Raw genomic sequence first — 19,020 nt, 5'->3', positions numbered from 1 at the left:
CAGGTTTAATCCCTCAAAATGATTAAGTATTATTGCGGATTGGTATAAAATTAAGTTTCTGGTGAATTGATATAATATGCGCTTATGCTAAATGATACCCAACAAGCGCTTCGCGCTCATATCCAACAGTTGTTAGCAAATAAACAACTAAACGATGCACATCACCTACTTGTGCAGCGCCTAAAACAAAATCCTGAAGACCACGTTTGTTACTTTTTACTCGGCGAAGTCAACACCGCAGCTGGCGATATCACCAAAGCTATTAAGCTCCTTGAAAAAGCGCTAAGCCTAGCCCCTTTTGCTGTTTATCATTTAGCACTTGCCAAGTTATACGTACTGTTAGGCAAAGTAAGTAATGCAGCTGTGCATTATCAAAGCGCACTACAAACAGCTGGCTTTAGTGGCGCAGACTTTGATACATTAGCCAACATTGCGACCCGTTTAGGGCATTATGACAACGCTCTTAGCTTCCAACAAGCAGCCTACCAGCGCAATAAAGATAACCCACAAATTAGCTATAATTTGGCGGTGTGTTATAAAATTCACGGACTGTTCGATGAGGCTAAAAGCTTATTACAGCAACTAACCACAAAGCAACCTAGCTTTTATCAAGCCCACTATTCGCAGGCTGAACTCAATACGAAAGTAGATGCCAAGCAACATATACAAAAACTACAAGCCTTGGCGGATAAAGAAAAAAGCATTGTTGAACAGCAAGTGTATTTTCATAGTCTTGCCCTTAATTATGAGCACCTTAATGACTACAAAAATGCATTTAAATACTTTGCACTAAGTAAGCAAGCGATAGCCGGTAAACTTAACTATCAAGCAAGCCAACACCACCACTTTTGTCAAAAGCTCATTACTCAAAGCAAACAGCAAGCACCAGCTAGTAGTGACTCTGAGTTCTCACCCGTTTTTGTTGTTGGCATGCCCCGCTCTGGCACAACCTTAGTTGAAAAAATCCTTAATCAAAGTACACAACTGCAAGGGGTTGGGGAGTTAAATGATATTGCGCAACTCATACAAGACGCCACGCAATCAGCTCGTGTAATAGACAGCGAAATGCTCGATAAGGCATATGAATCTGAGGCAATAAAAACAGCACTGGCTAACTATCAACAGAGAGCCGAGCTGCTAAGTGACGGCCTAAGAAGTTGTGATAAACAGCCATTTAACTTTTACTATATTGATTTTATTTTAGCGGCTTTTCCTAATGCGAAAATCGTTTGTATGCAGCGGGGCTGGCAAGATTGCAGCATTGCCAATTTTAGGCAGATGTATAGCCCGCAAAGTGTGTTTCATCACTACAGTTTTACACTTGAAGATATTGCCTCGTTCCATCAAGATTACTCGGCATTAGTCAGTCATTTTGCCAACAAGTATCCTGAGAGCGTTTTTTTGCAAAGCTATGAGCAATTGGTGGCTGAGCCGACCCTACAAACTCAAAAGCTCTATGCGTTTTGTGATTTAAGCTGGCAGGAAAACTGCCTCACTTTTTATAAAAGCAATGCGGCATCAGCCACGGCGAGTAAAAAGCAAATTCGCCAGCCATTGAATAAAAACAGTATCGGCAGCTGGCAAAATTACGCTGAGTTTATTGGTGCGGACCTGTTTCAATAGGTAGGTCGTGACGAGCGCCCCACTCACTCCATGAGCCATCGTAAACACGTAAGTTAGCGTAACCGCATTCATCGGCACACAATGCAATTGCACAAGCGGTTACACCTGAACCACAGCTAAACTGCAACTGGGTGTGATGCGGCGCTATGTGTTGTTCAAATAATGCCTGCAATTCGCTAAGCGGTTTAAGCTCACCGTTATTTAGCACTGTTGCTAGAGATAAACTGCGACTATTTGGAATATGACCACTGCGCATACCTTCGCGCGGCTCAGCGTGTTCACCGGTAAAGCGCTCATAAGGGCGAGCATCGAGTGTTAGTGTGCTTTGTTCGTCAAGTGAGTTAAGTACTTGCTCAGCACTAATAAAGTAATCAGCACGCGGGCTGGCAACAAAATTGCCTTGACCAGAAGCAGCTGAATAGCTTGCTTGTGTAGCAAAGCCAAGTGCCTGCCACTTAGCTAAACCGCCACTTAAAACTTTTACGTTATCAAAGCCCATGGCTTTAAACATCCACCACGCACGGGCTGAACTGAATAAGCCTTGATCCTCATAAATCACAACTAGAGAGTCTTGGTTAACACCAGCAAGCTGCATATGTTCTGTGAACTGCTCGCTACTGCACATCATACTTGGTACAGGATTACTGTTATCTGCCAGCGTCTTTTTGAAATCAAAACGCTGTGCATTAGGAAGCATCGCCTTAGGTGCATACTCACCCGGTAAACCAGGACGTAGCATTCCTGCATCAAAGATAACCAAGTTATCCAGGTTTAAATGCTCGTTAAGCCATTCTGGCGAGACGATGTTCTTCATTAGCTTTCCTTTTGCGATAACTGTGCAAATGTATCTTGTTGAGTTAAGCGCTTTTCGACCGCTTCAACATGCTCAGTTGTACATTCTTTCCAAACACCAGGCAAGCAATACACATGCTTTAAGTAGGTAAAAAACTTATCTCTCAGAATACTGTTAGACTGCCAGCCATTTTGTAGTTTTTCTAAGCACTTAATCAAAGTCGCTTGATCACTCGCATGTAGTACAAGCTCATCAATGTTGTAACAAGCAAGCCCTAAGGTAATCACTTTTTTATCAAGTAATAAAGATTCTAAGCCAACGGTCGAGTTAATAGTGATCACGGCTTCAGCGCCATTGATAAGCTCTCGAGTACAATTTCCGTTGGCAAAAACGGCAACATCATTTCTATCGTACAAGTGCTCATAGTGCTTGTGCCATGAAGGGTGCTCTTTAAAAACGACTTTAAGCTCTGGGTCATTTAACTTATTTACTGCTGAAACTACAGCTTCGTAATACTCTTCCATTGACTTAAGCCAAGGAGAGTAACATGCTATTTGGGTATCGTGTGGAACTTGAAATGGCACAAATAAGTATTTTTTGGGTAACTCAATTGCGTCAAACTTGCAGCGCTTTTTATGATTTGCTCTTGGGATTAAATCAGGTGCAGAGAATGGTAACTCCCCTTGCGGATCAAAGTTTAAATAAAATTGACTATCTCGTGGTACAGATGCCGCAAAGTTAATACCTTTAGGATCTAAGCTTGTTGTTCCGGGCAGTAACCCATTTTCATAGTAATAGGTGGTCACTCCTAATGCCTTAGCAGCCATACAAACAGTAACATTCGGTAATTTATTACCATTCCAAATGACTAAAGCTTGTGGCGATTCTAACTTCAATAAATCATAATACTTAGCGAACCGACACCGCTCCACCAGCAGCATCAAAGCATAGTAACTTTTAATTATTAGCGGGTTATTCCATAAACTATTACGCGCTTGTTTACGTAATAGTTGCTCCGAAATTATTTTACTAAAATCAATTTGTATTGCCTTGCTAAAGTATTTAAGAGCAGTAAATCTAGGTAAGCCCATGCAGTGCACTTTACTCTTTAAAGGCAGTTTCCTAGTCAGTTCTTTGTAATAGCGGGCGTGCACATTGTTGCGAGAGATAAATAAAAAAGCCATATACACATCTTATTTTTTGATTGAACGTAAGCGCATACAGCTATTTTATTAATTATAAATGACAGTTTGAAGGTTGCCTCACAACTTCTATTATTTCTGTTGTAGAGATAGAGGGAGTACGCTCTAAATAAGTTACATCACAAAGTTGGCTAAATTGATCAAATCGACCAGCCCAATCGTCCCCCATAACTAGCAAATGGGCTTGATGATCTTTTATGTACTCACCTTTTAATTCTAGAGAATGCTCTACAAATACTTCGTCGACACACTTCAATGAACTAATAATTTTCAGCCTATCAGCTTCACTATATACGGGCTTTCGACCTTTCTTAGAGAAGTTTAGTTCATCGGAAGATACACCAACTATTAAATAATCTCCTAACGCTTTAGCTCGTTCTAATATATTGATGTGTCCCACATGAAAAATATCGAACGTGCCAAATGTAATTACCCGTTTCATTGGTGCTCCTCTAAATAAGATACAATTCTCTTAGCAGAGTAACCATCCGTAATACCTGCCAGTTTATAGACTATTTCTTTTCTTTTTTCTTTAAATTCGGCTGTTTCGTTAACACTTGAAGTTAATAACTGCTTTAAATCTTTATAACTTCCTGCACGAGTACATAGCTCATTGAAGTATTTAATATCTTCATCAAGTCGAGCTTTTAACCTATAAGAAAAAATACCTTTGTAAGACCAACGCAGCTTATAGAAATCACACCAGATAACAGGCTTTTCTAATGCTGCAAACTCAAATATGGCTGACGATGCATCAGAAATCATTATATCAGCAAGTTCTAAAAAAGGAGTAAGGTCAAAATCGAACTCATTAGCAAGGTAAACATTCTTAGCGCTAGCCCACTTCTCAAGCTTTAGGCGTTGTTTTTTATATTTTTTCTTAAACAAACTAAAGAAATGAGGCTTAACGATAATATTAAATTCATCAAAATGCTCAGGAAAATCATCGCTAAAACATTCTAAAGAACTTGGATAAAAAGTAGGTGCATACAGCAAGGTTTTCTTTGTTGGATCTAGGCCTAGGTTTTTGAGGTTAATAGTACCTAGAGTCTGATTAAAAATAGGGTCTAATTTTGCATAGCCACTATCAATAAAGTTACCTTCGGGGTAAAGCTCTCTTAAACGTTGCAGTCGGTGTTCACCTTCAACAAACCGTACTGTCATTTTGTTGTTCGATACGTCGTAATAACACTGCTTTGGACCTATACCATGCTGCATCAGTACGGTCTTTTTATTTAAATCCTCAGCACCTGCGAATGTATTGCCAAACACAACCCAATCTGCATCTGAGTTCTGATAAAAGTCAAAGGTTTCATTTGTACTTGTTAACCACTTTGCAACTATTGCATTTTTAACTATAAAGTCACAGCATACTGCACGACTTCGCTCATCCTGCTCTTCATAGAAAACCATAGAAACTTTGTAGCCTTTTGCTTTTAACTCCTTTAAAACAGGCAAGTACTGTGGAATGTAATATAGATGCCGAACATCAAAATATAACCGCATTATTTACAACTTAATAACTTCAACCAAGAGCTATTGTACATAAATTACATTTTTGTTTCAGCCCACAATTAAAGTTTGTTCTAGCTAAATGTTAATTACCTCAGGGCGAAGGGGGGCTAGGCGGCTAAGGATTTGATTTTGTACCGTTTGCGGGATCTGTTGTTCGTCCATAGCATTAATCAAAAGCTCTACCACACGGTTAAAGTCTTTTTCAGGGATATTCATTCCGGTGTGGATATCAACCATATTATCGCCTTTATATTCACAAGGACCGTCTGTGACGCTACACAAATGAGTAATAAAGCCTTGTCGAAAATGGGCGACATTCGTTTGTTTAAAATAAGCTAAAATTTGTTCGTCACGGCCTATTTGATTGATAAAACTATCAACCAGTTTTTCAACTCCTTGTTCGCCATTAATTTGCTGATACAAGGTGCTATTGTTGCTACTTGCACAACCAACTAACATAACGGCAAATACAAATGTAAAAAGTGTTTTCATCATTACCAATACCCTGTTACAGAAAGATACCAACCTGTTTGATCCTTAGCCCCAGCAATACTTCCCAAGTCTAACCAAGCAGCAGTCACGCTAACATACTTATTAGGAAACCAAGCAACAAACACATCCTGCCAATCTTGCTCCCCTAAGCCTAGGTTATTGGACTTTTCACGATACTCAACACCCACGGCTATTTGGTGGGTTAAAAACACCGCGGTAGATGCTTCAAATAACAATTCTTTATCGCTATCAGGGCCGCCAAAGCCTAACAAGCCAAGCTGATTAGCATCGCTATAACGAAAGGTGGTGTTCCAAAACCAGTTATACCCAGCAAGCGCGCCCAAATGTAGTTTACTAGCAGCAAGATATACGTCGGTACCGCTGGTGTCTTTGGCACCGAGTAGGTTTGCGATACTGCCGTCATCCAGTGATTTATGTTGCACACCCAAGCTCAGCTGCGGCCATTTACTGTAAACGATATCGCCGTATAAGCGCACTTTCGCTCCTGTAATTGATTGCTCAATATCGGTATTTAATGCCGGAACTTCGAAGCGTTGCTCTGCGTAACTAAATTCAACGCGATCATAAATATTTAGCTGCGCGCCACAAACATCTAAGCGGTAATCACTCACGTCTGCACGGCTGCAAAAACCATTTATTGCTATTTCATCATCACTTGCATAGCCTGCAAGTTGCGCCCAAGGGACAATACCACCACCCGCACTACCTTCAACTTGGGAGACTCCGGGCGTTGCTAATAATTTACCCGATGCAGCTAACCCTGAACTTGTAAAAGCAAGGCAAGTTAACCCAAACAACCAATTAAGACGCTTCATTGTACACCTCTAACCACTGCAAAAACTGCTCTGATTTTAGTGGCCTACTTAAATAATACCCTTGTGCATAATCGCATTTATTTTGCACTAAAATATCCAGTGAATTTTTGTTCTCAACCCCTTCAGCAACAACCGAAAAGCCCAGCTGATGACCTAGAGTAACCGTAGATTGCACTATGTATTGATCTTGACGAGACTGATCTAATTGCAAAATAAAACACTTATCAAGTTTTAGCTCATCAATCGGTAATGACTTTAAGCGCCCAAGCGATGTTTGCCCTACACCATAGTCATCCAACGAGATTTTAACCCCCAAGGTTTTGAGGTTTTCTAGCGCCTTAATACCTTGCTCTTCGTTCTCAATCATATCGCGTTCTGTAAGCTCAATTGTGATCAAGCGCCCATTAACAGCATGTTTTTCTAACTGTTTAGCAAGGTGTGAGTAAAAGCTTGGGTATGCAATATCTTGCGCAGAAACATTAATTGCAGCCTGCATAGTAATACCTTGCTGTTGCCATGCTGCAACTTGCGACACTACGGTTTTAACAACCCAAGAAGTTAACTCAACAATCACCCCCGATTGCTCTGCTAAATCAATAAACAGTTCTGGTGAAACCCACTGACCGTCTTTGCGCTGCCAGCGGATTAACGACTCAACTTTATCAATGCTATTAGTTTTAATATTTAGTTTTGGCTGATAGGTCATGAACAGCTGACCGTCATCATCAACAAGGGCTTGCTTAAGTTCATCAATTATTGCTAGGCGCTCAAGATGTTCTTCGTCTTCACCTTCTTGATAATAATGAATAGTTTTATGCTCGCAAGATGCGGTATCAACAGCAATTAACGAGCGACGCATTAAATCCTCAGGGCTGACATTTTGCGAAAGGCAATGCACCACCCCAACACTAAAGCGTAACGTAATGTTTAAGCCTTGAATTAAGTAGCCAGCCTGTAACTGAGCAACTAACTTCATTACCGCATCTTTAAATTGTTTAGTTTCATCGGCTGGCAATAAAGTTAAAAATTCGTCACCGCCAATCCGAGCATTAACACCATTATGATGAGCTGAGTATTCACCAATCCGCTCAGCAACCGCTTTAAGACAATCATCGCCAATACGCGGCCCTAATTTATCATTGATATGGCGAAGGCCGCGGATATCTATAGCAACCAGTGTGTACTCAGCCCCTTCGGCAAACAAGTTTTCCATGTTTTCTAACATAGCAGAACGGGTATAAAAGCCAGTTAATGAATCATGGCTAGCTTGAAAACTTATTTGCTGTTCACGCTCTTTAATGTCGTTACCCATGTTGTTAAAGGCATCAATTAAGGTGGTGATTTCACTACTTTGCTTTTTACCTACAAATTCAGCTTTATAGTTGCCACGGGCAAATTGCTGCGCAAGTAAAGTAAGCTTTGAAAGCGGTGTTGTGAGATTTTTAGCTAAGATTCCACTGGTCAATACGCCTATCACAACCGTAATAGCAGCAAGCACAATAATGGTGAAAAACAGCTGTTCAAACTCACGATAACTCTGGGTTAAATCAGCACTTAATAGCACAGAAACTAGGTGTCCGGGCAAAGATGGAAGTTCAACTAGGCGGTTTCTATAGACCGGCTTTTCACCAAATATGCGCTGCGTTGTCTCGTTATTAAAATGCGCTAATACAGAGGTGCTTTGTGGTTGCTTGGGCAGCGATGTCTCTACCACACCATCATCTTCACCAATAAAACTCACATCCATTGTGGTGAGGTTTTTAAGCTCTGCAGCAACCAGATCGTTAATCTCGAACCCCACTAAACTGTAGGCAACAGTTCGCGGCGCACGTACTGGCAGTAAAATAACTTGGTAAAGGGTTTGATCAAGTACAATGAAATTTGATTGTTCAGCATCAATGAGTAATTCATTCATCAATGCAGAAAACTCATCTGGCCTATGATTAAATTCAGTATTTGCTGAGACCAATTGCCCTGATAAATCCACAAGCAACATCAAATCAGCATTTATTCGACGACTGTGGTTATTCAATACACTACTAATGGTATCGGCGTCTTGAGTTGCGACCGCTTGTTTAAAGCCAAAATCTGCGGTCAGCACCTTTGCAGCAGTTAATAGCAGGCTCTCTTTAGCGCTTAAATATTGCTTAAAAACATTTTCAGCGACATTAATATCTTCACGCAACTTTTGATCATTAAAGCGATTTGTCGACCACCAAGAGCTCGCTAAACTGACTAAACTAGTTAATAAAACCAGGCTTACGCATAAGGCTATGATCCGCCCTCTTAAACTATGAATCATTATCTGCCTTAAACATCTCACCAAACGTATTACGCGGTGCAGGTTCATTCGTATTAATTGTAATATCAGCGACTTGCTCAGTTACAGTGACTGATAATTTTTTATTGATTTCACTTGCTTGGTTTGGGTGCCAAATCGTTATACTAGTTGGAACAGTAATACCTTTTAATTGTACTTTACCATCCTCTGCTGTTTTTAGTGTATTAGCGCTATTTGCGACATAGATATAACCCACCATAGAGTCGTGAATATTACAGCCTAAGACTACAACCCCGGTGTTATCAAACAACTCAGGCTTTTCTGGACGGTCAGCGTAAAGCTTAATATTAAAAGGTTTAGCACTTGAAAAAGAATAAACATGATGGCGAATATTATCGCTATTAGGAAAATCAACAGACTGCCCTTGCTGTATCACCAATACATTAGGTGAAAACTGCTTATTTACCTGATCCATCACAGCAACGGGTAATTGCGTGCTCGGTAAGTTCGCATTATTTTCTAATTCGATTACAGCATCAGCCAAAGGCTTACCAAATTGATCACGAACGGTAAATGAAATATCAGCAGCGAATGCAGTTGCTGTGCTGCACAGAACTACAAAAGAACATACCGTGCGAGCACAGTGCGCAAAAAACGTCATAATTGAACCTTGCTTAGCCTAGTTTGCTAATAAGTATAGATTAATCTTAGCTTAAGTTAATGAGAGAGGGTATGAAAAGCAAGAAAAAAGCCAAGCAGTTTTAGTAGAAAACCAACTTGGCTTTAATAATATTGACTTAGAGCATATCTAAGTTAAAAAAATAGCAATTAATTGTGCTTAATTAAGCCGTATTCTTTATCTAAAATAGCGATTACTTCACTACGAGGGTCGCTTGGAATAGTAATTTCTTGACCAATGATTTTACTCGCAATGCCAACGTAAGTATCAGACACTTCAAGCATCACTGATTCTGGCAAGGTGTAGTCTTTAGCAAGCTGCTCACGCTCGTCCATGCGGTCTTTATTTAATAACACATCGCTGTCTGGCACGTTATTAATTAATAACTGGCGGAAACCCTCTTTTGAGTTTTCAATGATTTTACCGTCACGGTAAGCTGGGCCATCCCAGATACGTGATGAATCAGGCGTGCCTACTTCATCAATGTAGATAAGCTTATCTGAACCATCAATGTCTTCAACATAACCAAATTCAAATTTAGTATCGACAAAGATTTGGTCAAGCTGCGCAAGTTCATCACTGATCAGCTTAAAGCCTTCAACAAGTAGTTGCTCATATTTAGCCACATCGTCTTCAGACTTGAAGTTAAAAACAGATAGGTTATTAGTGATGTTTTCACGAGTAATGTTCACATCATCTACTTCAGGAATGTCAGTAACACCTGTGATAATGCCTTTCGTTGATGGCGTAATTAAAACTTCATCTAGCTTTTGGTTCGCAGCTAGTCCCTCTGGTAAGTCAATACCACAGAAATTACGCGTGCCTTTCGCATAATCACGCCACATACTGCCAGTAATATATTGGCGAGCAATGGCTTCAACTTTTACAGTACTTGCTTTACGCACAATCCATACATAAGGGTGTGGAATATCAACAATATGGTTACCAGCAAGGCCTGCTTTATCAAATAACTTAAACCAATGAGATGCCACAGAGTTTAGCGCGATGCCTTTACCAGGAACACCATTTAAACCGTTTTCACCTTGCCAAATACAATCAAACGCAGAAATACGGTCAGAAATAACCATAATAGCTAGCTCAGTTCCTTTTGGAACTTGATAACCTTTGTCATTAATTAAACGAGCGCTGTCTTCATCAGTTAACCAATAAACTGAACGCACTTTACCACTGTGTACCGCACCTTTAGTACGGATCGGTAAATCATCGTTTACGTCTAAAACTTTATAGCTAGTCATGCTATCTCCGATAGTATTTGGCATGCTCTTGTGAGCACATGTATGGGATTGGGGTTATGGCCGCCTATAATAATCTAGACGCTTTGAAAGCTCAATCATTGCACTATCATCAGTAGCCTGCGGATGTAATAAAAACCATAAAAATTTAAACTTTCAGTAATTTTGCTGTCATAAACATTATTTCGCTATACTAGTGCCCTCGAAATAGGAGGTTTTCTTGGATTACTTAGCAGCTACCGCAGAAAAAAAATATTTAATGTTTATTTCGCAGAACTATTCGTACGCGATCTTACGCCCATTACAACGGGAGATTTTAGCCCGAGGTGGTGAAGTTCGCTGGTTTTTGTACGGCGATGAAGTAAATCCAAACTTCCTTCACCAAGATGAGATTCGATTATTATCAGTAGATGAGCTCAAAGACTGGCGCCCAGATATCGTGTATGTACCAGGGAATGTGGTGCCGGATTTCATCCCTGGTAAAAAAGTAGCTGTTTTCCATGGTTTCAATTCAGGAAAGCGCATGAATAAAGGTGTTGATAATCACTTTAATATTCGAGGGTGCTTCGACTTATATTGCACTCAAGGGCCAACAACCACGACTACTTTTTTAGAGCTTGCCCAGCAACATGGATTCTTTAAAGTAAAAGAAACGGGCTGGCCGACGCTCGATCCTTATTTTAGTGAGATTGAAAACAATCCATACAAAAATTATGATGACAACAGAAAAACCTTATTGATTTGCTCGACTTTCTCAAAGCGCCTTTCTCTTGCACCTAAATTATACGAACAAATAAAAGCATACAGTGAGCAAGGAAAGTGGCGAATTTTGGTGCAATTTCACCCGAAAATGCCAAGCGAGCTTGTTGAACAATACAAGGCTCTACAAAACGACAATCTAACCTTTGTCGAGACAGATAATGTATTACCGCTGTTGCAAGCAGCGGATGTCATGCTGTGTGATACCTCATCCATTTTGCTTATGTTTATCTTACAAAGAAAGCCTGTCGTAACTTTCTGCAATCAAGCACCTGGCGAACATCTTATTGATATTACAGATGTCAATAAACTAACTGAAGCGATTGATTATGCCTTCACACAGCCTGCTGAATTAATGGCGAAAATTGAGCACTTCTGCCAGCAACTGCATCCATATCAAGACGGCTTATCGAGTCAACGTGTACTTGCTGCTAGCAATGAATTACTATTGAGCAATCCTGCACTTAAGCCGAAACCACGTAATTTTATTCGTAATTTTAAAATGCGTAGAAAATTAAATTACTGGCGATGGTAACAATTCATAGGTCGTTATGATCACGCTTGAAAATGTGCTTTTTAAATGGCACGCAAAACAACCCGAGCCGACGATCAATATTACTAAGCTAGATATTGATCAAGGCGAACATGTTTTTCTTCACGGTCCGAGTGGTTGTGGTAAATCAACGTTATTATCATTGCTTGCTGGCGTCACAGTGCCAACACAGGGCAATATCGAGCTGCTTGGTAAAGCGATTAACCAACTTAGTAATAGTAAACGGGACCGTTTTCGTGCCGACCATATTGGCTATATTTTTCAAAACTTTAATTTACTACCTTATTTATCGCCTATTGAAAATGTGACTTTAGGTTGCCAATTTTCAAAGCAAAGGCAAAAAAACGCATTAAAAAATAGTGCAACAATAGCCGCTGAAGCAAGCCGCTTACTGAGCGCTTTAGGGCTAAATGATAACTTGCAGCATCAAGCAGTTGCACAGCTGAGTATTGGCCAGCAACAAAGAGTTGCCGCAGCGCGAGCCTTTATTGGCAGCCCTGAAATTATTATTGCAGATGAACCTACCTCAGCACTCGACACACAAAATCGCCAAGCATTCGTAAAATTGTTATTTGAGCAGGCAAGTGCAGCAAATAGCACGCTAATTTTTGTTAGCCATGATGAGACATTACAATCGCTATTTACCCGCAGTATCAGCCTTGTTGAGTTACAAGGAGGCACAGATGCTACTCATTAAACTCGCCACAAAAAGTTTATTAAACCGAAAGGCCAGCGCCCTACTCACCCTATTTACCATTGCTATCAGCGTAATGTTATTGATGTCGATTGAGCGGGTTCGAGTTGATGCTAAAAGTAGCTTTAGCAATACAATTTCTGGCACTGATTTAATTGTCGGTGCGCGTACCGGTGATATCCAGTTGCTGCTGTCTTCGGTATTTCGCATTGGTCATGCTAATAATGGCGTGAGTTGGAAAAGTTACCAATACATCTCAGGGCAACGGGGTGTGAAATGGGCTATTCCTATGTCACTTGGCGACAGCCATAAAGGTTTAGCTGTACTTGGTACAAATAAAGACTATTTTGAGCACTATCGCTTTGCTAAAAAGCAGTCGTTGAGCTTTTCACAAGGTCATGAGTTTAATCACTTATTTGAGGTTGTATTAGGTGCTGAGGTTGCCAATACCCTTGGCTATCAGCTTGGTGACGAAGTAGTGATTGCGCACGGCATGGGCAATACCAGCTTTCATAATCATGACGATAACCCATTTAAAGTGGTCGGTATTTTAAATCCAACGGGCACGCCTGTTGATAAAACCCTGCATATTCCACTTGCAGCAATTGAAGCGATTCATGGTGGTCATGCTCATCAGCATGAAGCCGCTCAGGCTGATGCAAATGACCACGACCACGACCACGACCACGACCACGACCAGCATGATGATGTTGATTTAGTTGGCACACCAAAACAAATAACCGCTTTTTTACTTGGTTTCGATTCACCTCTTTATACCTTACAAGTACGTCGTAATATCAACCAATACAAAGATGAGGCACTGCTTGCCATCATGCCGGGTGTTACTTTGCGTGAACTATGGGAAATGCTCTCTATCGTTGAAAAAATATTGCTATTATTTTCTATCGTCGTGGTGCTGATCAGTTTGCTTGGCATGTTAACGAGCCTGCTTTCAAGCCTCAATCAACGCCGCAGAGAACTTGCAATTTTGCGCTCTGTTGGCGCAAGACCTTGGCATATTTTCACCTTGATCAGTGTCGAATCATTACTCATTACAGGGCTTGGCTGCATTGTTGGTATCGCATTATTCTATGCTTTAATGCTACTCGGCGCAGATTACTTGCAAAGCCATGCCGGAATAAGCCTAAATATAGCCTTATTGTCATCCTATGAACTCATGCTTTTAGCTGCGATAATGGTTGCAGGCTTTATTGTTGGGTTAATTCCCGCAACTCGCGCGTATTTCTACTCTCTTGCTGATGGTATGAGTATTAAAATTTAAGGAATGTTATGCCGTTTTTTCGAAAATTCGTCGCTTTAGTCGCATTAGTTGTGTGTGCTGGAGCTAATGCTGGCGCACCTAAAGAAATCTTCTGGGAAGATTTAATTCCAAAAGGTCATGTCCAAATCGACACCCAAGCGCAAGCAAACCATGAAGGTAGCGAGCAAAACTGGGTGCAACCAGACCTTGATGCACCCGTGGTAAAAGAGCTTAATGGCCAATCAGTGAGTTTGCCTGGTTTTGTTGTTCCGCTTGAAGGCGACAGCGAAGTGATCACCGAGTTTTTATTGGTTCCTTATTTTGGTGCCTGTATCCACGTGCCACCACCGCCACCAAATCAAATTGTGCATGTCACGATTAAAGACGGCGTACCAATCGAAAGCCTCTACGATGCGATTGTCGTGACAGGCGTTATCAGCACCGAAACCTGGTCTGGTGAAATTGCCCAAGTCGGCTATAAAATGAAAGCCGTCGGTGTAGCACCATTTGAGTTATAAGTTTTAAAGAGCATGTTTTTGCATGCTCTTTAAATTAATCCACCACTTTTTCTTTTTCTAGTTCCTGTTCGCTTAATTCATACCACCCGCCACCAAGGGCTTTATAAAGCGTTGCTAGGCTTTGCAGACGATCATTTTTTGCCTGCGATAACGCAATTTCTGCCGAAAATAACTGGCGCTGTGCATCCATTAAATCAAGGGAGCTGGCAACACCATTGCTATATCTTAGGCGTGCTAAGCGATAGTAATCTTGGCTACTGAGCACCAAGCTTCTTTGCGCATCATAGCTTTTTTCTGCCGACTGATAGTTCGAAAGCTGATTGCTCACTTCTTGTAGTGCCACCAACACTATTTTCTGATATTGAATACTTGCCTGATAAGCTCGTTGTTCCGCCACCGTTAAATTTGCCTGATTGCGCCCCATATTAAATATTGGCATTAAAAGCTCTGAGCCCAGCAACCAAACCTGCGAATTACTGGCGAGCAAATCACTAAAATCAGTACTTTCACTGCCATATTCGGCATACAACTTAAGTTTTGGGAATAAGGCCGCTTTTGCGACCCCAATTTCAGCCATGGCCGCTTGCCATTGATACATTGCTTGCTGCACATCTGGTCTACGCTTTAACAGTTCACTAGGTAGTCCTGTGGGTAATTGCTTAGGAAGGGTTTGCACAGATAACTCATTCCCCCCTTGCACATCAGCATTGGCATCACCAATCAAAAACTTTAACTGATTAATAATCCGCCTTTCACTGTGCTGTAAAGGAGGGATCTTCACTTTCGCTGACTCTAATTCAACCTCGGCTTGGCGCTGTTCTAGCCCTGAAATAATACCGCCTTTTTTACGAATACGCGCAATTTCAAGCTCCTTCTCGCGAAGCTTAATCGTACTCAGGCTAATTTTTAATTGCTCTTCAACTTCTTTGAGGGCAAAAAACTGCTGAGCAACATCAGCAATCAAGGCGAGCTGCAACGCGTTTCTTGCTTGCTCTTGGCTATAATAATTTGCCAGTGCGGCTTCGCTTGCGCGTCGGTTACTACCAAATAAATCTAGCTCCCAACTTAAGTAACCTTTTAAATCAAAGGTATTTTCTGGGCTGCTATTAGGCTCTTCTTCTCGCTCTGAAGTAAGCCCTACATTCACATCAGGCCATAAAGCGGCATCCGTAATTCGATACCGAGCTCGCGCTTCAATAATTTTCGATTGCGCAATTAACATATCTTGGTTGTTAAGAAGCGCTTGGCTAATCAGCTTTTGCAAATGAGGGTCGCTATAAATTTGCTTCCAGCCCGCTAAAGCCTCCGATTGTGGCGTTGCTGTTGCGCCCATAAAATTAGCAACTTCACTATGCTCAGGTGCTTCAAAATCAGGCCCTACAGCACAGCCTTGAATGCAAGCGAAACAAAGCAATGGTAACAATTTATGCATCGACTTGCTCCTCTACTACTTTAGAGGCCGGTGTTTGCTGTTTTTTTACAAAGCGTGCAGCGGTAATAAAAAACAGCGGCACTAATATTATGCCGATAGAGCTTGCCAGTAACATCCCCCCTAAAATAGGCATAGATACCGACTGTCGACCAACCGCTCCGGGGCCAGAAGCAAGTACTAACGGCAATACACCAAGCACAAAAGAGGCTGCAGTCATTAATATAGGCCGAAAGCGAGAACGGGCGGCTTCTATTGCTGCATCAGTAGCATCCATCCCCTCCTGATAAAGCTGATTTGCCACCTCAACAATCAAAATTGAGTTCTTTGCCGCAAGGCCGATCAAGGCAATAAAGGCGACTTGGAAGAATAAATTGTTTTCATGCCCCGTCACTAAGGTCAATACAGAGGCTCCCAACATAGCAATCGGGCTTATTAGTAGTACAGCAAACGGCAAGCTCCAACTTTCATAGAGCGCCGCTAAAAATAAAAATACAAACACAATAGCAAGGCTGATAGCGATACTTAGCTGACCCGATGAGCGAATTTCTTGATAGGTTAATCCTGTCCATTCATAGCCAAGGTTAGGCGGTAGTTTTGCCATTTCTTCTTTAATTACGTTAATTACATCACCCGATGCATAGCCTTTAGCTGGCGATACATTCACCATGGCACTGGTAAACATATTAAAGCGATTTATTGCAGACGGACCGGTTGTTAAATTTAACTTAGCAAGCACATTTGATGGCACCATAGCACCATTTTTTGAACGCACATAAAATTCGTTGAGGTTTTCAGGGCGTGCCCTAAATTCATCTTCAGCCTGAACTTTAACCCGATAAACCCGGCCAAATAAATTAAAGTCATTAATTGTTGATGAGCCAGTAAGCACTTTCATTGTGCTGTAAACATCAGCAATCGGCACCTCTAATGCCATGGCTTTTTCTCTATCTAATTCCAAAAACAGCTGGGGTACTGAGCCACGCAGTGAGCTACTTGCTTTAGCAACTTCAGGGCGGTTATTTAAATTTGCCAGCAGTACCTCGAGCGATTCAACCAGACTCGTTAAGTTGCCTCCTGTTTTTTCTTGCAGCGCAAACTCAACACCAGAGCCGGAACCAAGCCCCGCCACAGCCGATGGCTGAAACACATTAAATTCAGCATCGGGAATGGCGTAGAGCTGCTTACGTATATCATTCATCACACTTGTGACCGTAAAACCTTGCTCTGCACGCACTTGCCAAGGCTTTAAAATCACCTCCATTTGACCATGTGATTGCGCACTACCAGCACGGCGGTTTTCACCCGCTAGCGTGAATGAATAAGCCACCCCAGCATGGCTCATAACAAATTGGTTAGCTTTACTTATCACCTCATTGGTACGTGAGACCGTTGCCGCATCTGGCAAGGTAATATCAACAAAAAAGCGTCCTTGATCTTCTTGCGGCATAAAGCTACTTGGTAATTGGCTAAACACAAAGTAACAGCCACCTATCATTATAAAAAAGCCAATATAACTACGTTTTGCTTTTTCAGAGCATGCCTTTACAAGCCAAGTGTATTTTTCGCCAACACTTTCAAGCCAGTTATTAAATTTATTAAAAATCTTAATATTTGATGGGGCGCTAGGTTTTAAGAAAATCGCACATAAAGCAGGGCTCAAGGTTAGCGCAACTAGGGTCGAAATGAGTACCGCAACGGTAATTGAAATCGCAAACTCTCGGTACATAATGCCCGTAATACCAGCTAAAAAAGACACTGGAACAAACACCGCTGCCAGTACTAAAGAGGTTGCCACTATGGCGCCAGAAAGCTCTGTCATCGCTTGCTTAGTAGCAGCAACGACCTCCATATTTTGCTCATTGATCAGTCGCTCAACACTTTCGACTACGACAATCGCATCATCAACGACGATGCCGATTGCCAATACCATAGCCAATAAACTGACATTGTTAATGGTAAAACCAAATGCAGCCAAGGCGATAAAGGTACCCACTATCGACACCGGCACAGCTAACGCAGGTATTAAAGTTGTTCGCCAGTTTTGCAAAAATAAATACACCACTAAAATCACTAAGATCAGCGCTTGGATAAGGGTATTGATCACCTCATTAATCGACAGCTTGATAAACTCAGAGGCATCATAAAAAAGCTGCCATTTCACACCCTTCGGAAAAGCTGCGCTCAGGCGAGCCATCTCAGCCTTTACACGCTCTGTAACCGCTAATGCATTAGAGCCTGGTAACATATAAACCTGCAAAATAGTGGCGGGCTGTTCATTTAGTTTTGAATTTAAAGTATACGCAGAGGAAGCTAGCTCAATCTTTGCAACATCTCGCAAACGGATCATCGAGCCATCACTATTAACTCGCAGCATAATATTATTAAACTCATCCACCTTATTAAGCCGACCTTGTGCTCGTACCGGAAAGTTAAGCTTAATTGCATCGCTCATTGGCTGAGCCCCGATCTCCCCAGCAGCGGCCTCTTTATTTTGTGCTTTGATTGCTGCGGTCACATCATTCACGGTTAACTCGTAGCCCGCTAAAATATCAGGCTTTAACCAGACCCGCATAGCATACGAACGCGAGCCTGTGTTACGCACTTTACCAACCCCCGGAACACGCTTTAAAGCCGCCTCAACATTGATGCTGGCGTAGTTGCTCAAATAGATTTCGTCATAGCGAGGGTCATCAGAGGTCAGTGCCAGTTTCAACAGCTCAACGGAACTTTCATTAGAGACATTCACCCCTTCAGTTTGCACATCAACAGGTAAATTACTGCCTGCTTGGCTTGCGGTGTTTTGAACATCAACAAGGGCGAGATCTGGGTCGGTGCCAACATCAAAGGTGAGTGTGATCCCAACACTGCCAGAATTAGTTGCCTTTGACTCCATATACAACATATTCGGTGTGCCATTTAATTCTTGCTCAAGAGGAATGGCTACCGACTCAGATGCGGTCTCTGCCGTTGCGCCGGGGAATGAAGCAGACACTTTAACCGACGGCGGAGCAATATCTGGGTATTGATCAATGGGTAGGGTAAAGAGCGAGACCAAGCCTGTGAGTAAAATAACTAACGAAATAACGATAGCAAACACTGGACGCTTGATAAAAAAATGCGAAAACATAG

The 19,020-nt window shown here is 41.6% G+C and carries 16 protein-coding genes; 5 read left to right on the top strand and 11 right to left on the bottom strand.

Features of this window, described 5'->3' with window-relative positions; genetic code table 11:
- The first annotated feature begins 84 nt into the window (after nt 1–84).
- Complete coding sequence (locus AN213_RS17225; RefSeq protein WP_055199228.1) at nt 85–1,623, top strand: sulfotransferase; 1,539 nt, start codon at nt 85–87, stop codon at nt 1,621–1,623.
- Here the strand turns inward: AN213_RS17225 and AN213_RS17220 are convergent.
- The 9 genes from AN213_RS17220 to AN213_RS17180 form a co-directional block, all read right to left on the bottom strand.
- Nucleotides 1,598–2,437 (bottom strand): sulfurtransferase, encoded by an 840-nt coding sequence (locus AN213_RS17220; RefSeq protein ID WP_055199227.1) that lies wholly within the window; start codon nt 2,435–2,437, stop codon nt 1,598–1,600. The genes AN213_RS17225 and AN213_RS17220 overlap by 26 nt on opposite strands.
- Complete coding sequence (locus AN213_RS17215; protein WP_236702936.1) at nt 2,437–3,507, bottom strand: capsular biosynthesis protein; 1,071 nt, start codon at nt 3,505–3,507, stop codon at nt 2,437–2,439. The genes AN213_RS17220 and AN213_RS17215 overlap by 1 nt, the downstream gene beginning before the upstream one ends.
- Nucleotides 3,508–3,652: 145 nt before the next feature.
- Nucleotides 3,653–4,060 carry an adenylyltransferase/cytidyltransferase family protein gene (locus AN213_RS17210; RefSeq protein ID WP_054561010.1) on the bottom strand — a complete coding sequence of 136 codons (408 nt, stop codon included), beginning with the start codon at nt 4,058–4,060 and terminating at the stop codon, nt 3,653–3,655.
- Nucleotides 4,057–5,124, bottom strand: coding sequence for a CDP-glycerol glycerophosphotransferase family protein (locus AN213_RS17205; RefSeq protein ID WP_055199225.1), 1,068 nt, complete (start codon nt 5,122–5,124; stop codon nt 4,057–4,059). The genes AN213_RS17210 and AN213_RS17205 overlap by 4 nt, the downstream gene beginning before the upstream one ends.
- A gap of 84 nt (nt 5,125–5,208) precedes the next feature.
- Entirely contained in the window at nt 5,209–5,628 is a 420-nt protein-coding gene (locus AN213_RS17200; protein ID WP_055199224.1) for a group 1 truncated hemoglobin, read from the bottom strand.
- Nucleotides 5,628–6,461, bottom strand: a complete 834-nt coding sequence (locus tag AN213_RS17195; protein ID WP_055020756.1) for a DUF3034 family protein — start codon at nt 6,459–6,461, stop codon at nt 5,628–5,630. Before AN213_RS17195 ends, AN213_RS17200 begins: the two co-directional genes overlap by 1 nt.
- The gene (locus AN213_RS17190; RefSeq protein WP_055020757.1) at nt 6,448–8,763 is read right to left on the bottom strand and encodes an EAL domain-containing protein; all 2,316 of its coding nucleotides are present in this window, start codon (nt 8,761–8,763) and stop codon (nt 6,448–6,450) included. Before AN213_RS17190 ends, AN213_RS17195 begins: the two co-directional genes overlap by 14 nt.
- Nucleotides 8,753–9,403 (bottom strand): methylamine utilization protein, encoded by a 651-nt coding sequence (locus AN213_RS17185; RefSeq protein ID WP_055199223.1) that lies wholly within the window; start codon nt 9,401–9,403, stop codon nt 8,753–8,755. Before AN213_RS17185 ends, AN213_RS17190 begins: the two co-directional genes overlap by 11 nt.
- 167 nt (nt 9,404–9,570) lie before the next feature.
- A complete protein-coding gene (locus tag AN213_RS17180; RefSeq protein WP_054561015.1) occupies nt 9,571–10,677 on the bottom strand; it encodes a phosphoribosylaminoimidazolesuccinocarboxamide synthase in 1,107 nt (368 codons plus the stop codon).
- Between the two features lie 217 nt (nt 10,678–10,894).
- On the opposite strand from AN213_RS17180, the gene AN213_RS17175 reads away from it, so the two are divergent.
- From AN213_RS17175 to AN213_RS17160, 4 genes are read left to right on the top strand one after another with little or no spacing between them, the layout of a single operon-like run.
- Nucleotides 10,895–11,968 (top strand): CDP-glycerol glycerophosphotransferase family protein, encoded by a 1,074-nt coding sequence (locus AN213_RS17175; RefSeq protein ID WP_236702935.1) that lies wholly within the window; start codon nt 10,895–10,897, stop codon nt 11,966–11,968.
- Nucleotides 11,969–11,984: 16 nt separating this feature from the next.
- Nucleotides 11,985–12,683, top strand: a complete 699-nt coding sequence (locus AN213_RS17170; RefSeq protein ID WP_055199222.1) for an ABC transporter ATP-binding protein — start codon at nt 11,985–11,987, stop codon at nt 12,681–12,683.
- Complete coding sequence (locus AN213_RS17165) at nt 12,670–13,962, top strand: FtsX-like permease family protein (RefSeq protein WP_055199221.1); 1,293 nt, start codon at nt 12,670–12,672, stop codon at nt 13,960–13,962. Before AN213_RS17170 ends, AN213_RS17165 begins: the two co-directional genes overlap by 14 nt.
- Nucleotides 13,963–13,970: 8 nt before the next feature.
- Nucleotides 13,971–14,459, top strand: coding sequence for a DUF3299 domain-containing protein (locus AN213_RS17160; RefSeq protein ID WP_054552700.1), 489 nt, complete (start codon nt 13,971–13,973; stop codon nt 14,457–14,459).
- A 34-nt stretch (nt 14,460–14,493) separates the two neighbouring features.
- Here the strand turns inward: AN213_RS17160 and AN213_RS17155 are convergent, their stop codons facing one another.
- Both AN213_RS17155 and AN213_RS17150 read right to left on the bottom strand, forming a co-directional pair.
- Nucleotides 14,494–15,891 carry an efflux transporter outer membrane subunit gene (locus AN213_RS17155; protein ID WP_055199220.1) on the bottom strand — a complete coding sequence of 466 codons (1,398 nt, stop codon included), beginning with the start codon at nt 15,889–15,891 and terminating at the stop codon, nt 14,494–14,496.
- Complete coding sequence (locus AN213_RS17150; protein WP_055199219.1) at nt 15,884–19,018, bottom strand: efflux RND transporter permease subunit; 3,135 nt, start codon at nt 19,016–19,018, stop codon at nt 15,884–15,886. Before AN213_RS17150 ends, AN213_RS17155 begins: the two co-directional genes overlap by 8 nt.
- Nucleotides 19,019–19,020 lie beyond the last annotated feature (2 nt).

Origin of the sequence: Pseudoalteromonas sp. P1-8 (assembly GCF_001399985.1) — a bacterium.
Taxonomy (GTDB): Bacteria; Pseudomonadota; Gammaproteobacteria; order Enterobacterales; family Alteromonadaceae; genus Pseudoalteromonas.
Note: the sequence above shows the minus strand (reverse complement) of the source record. Positions and strands in the feature narration are given on the sequence as shown.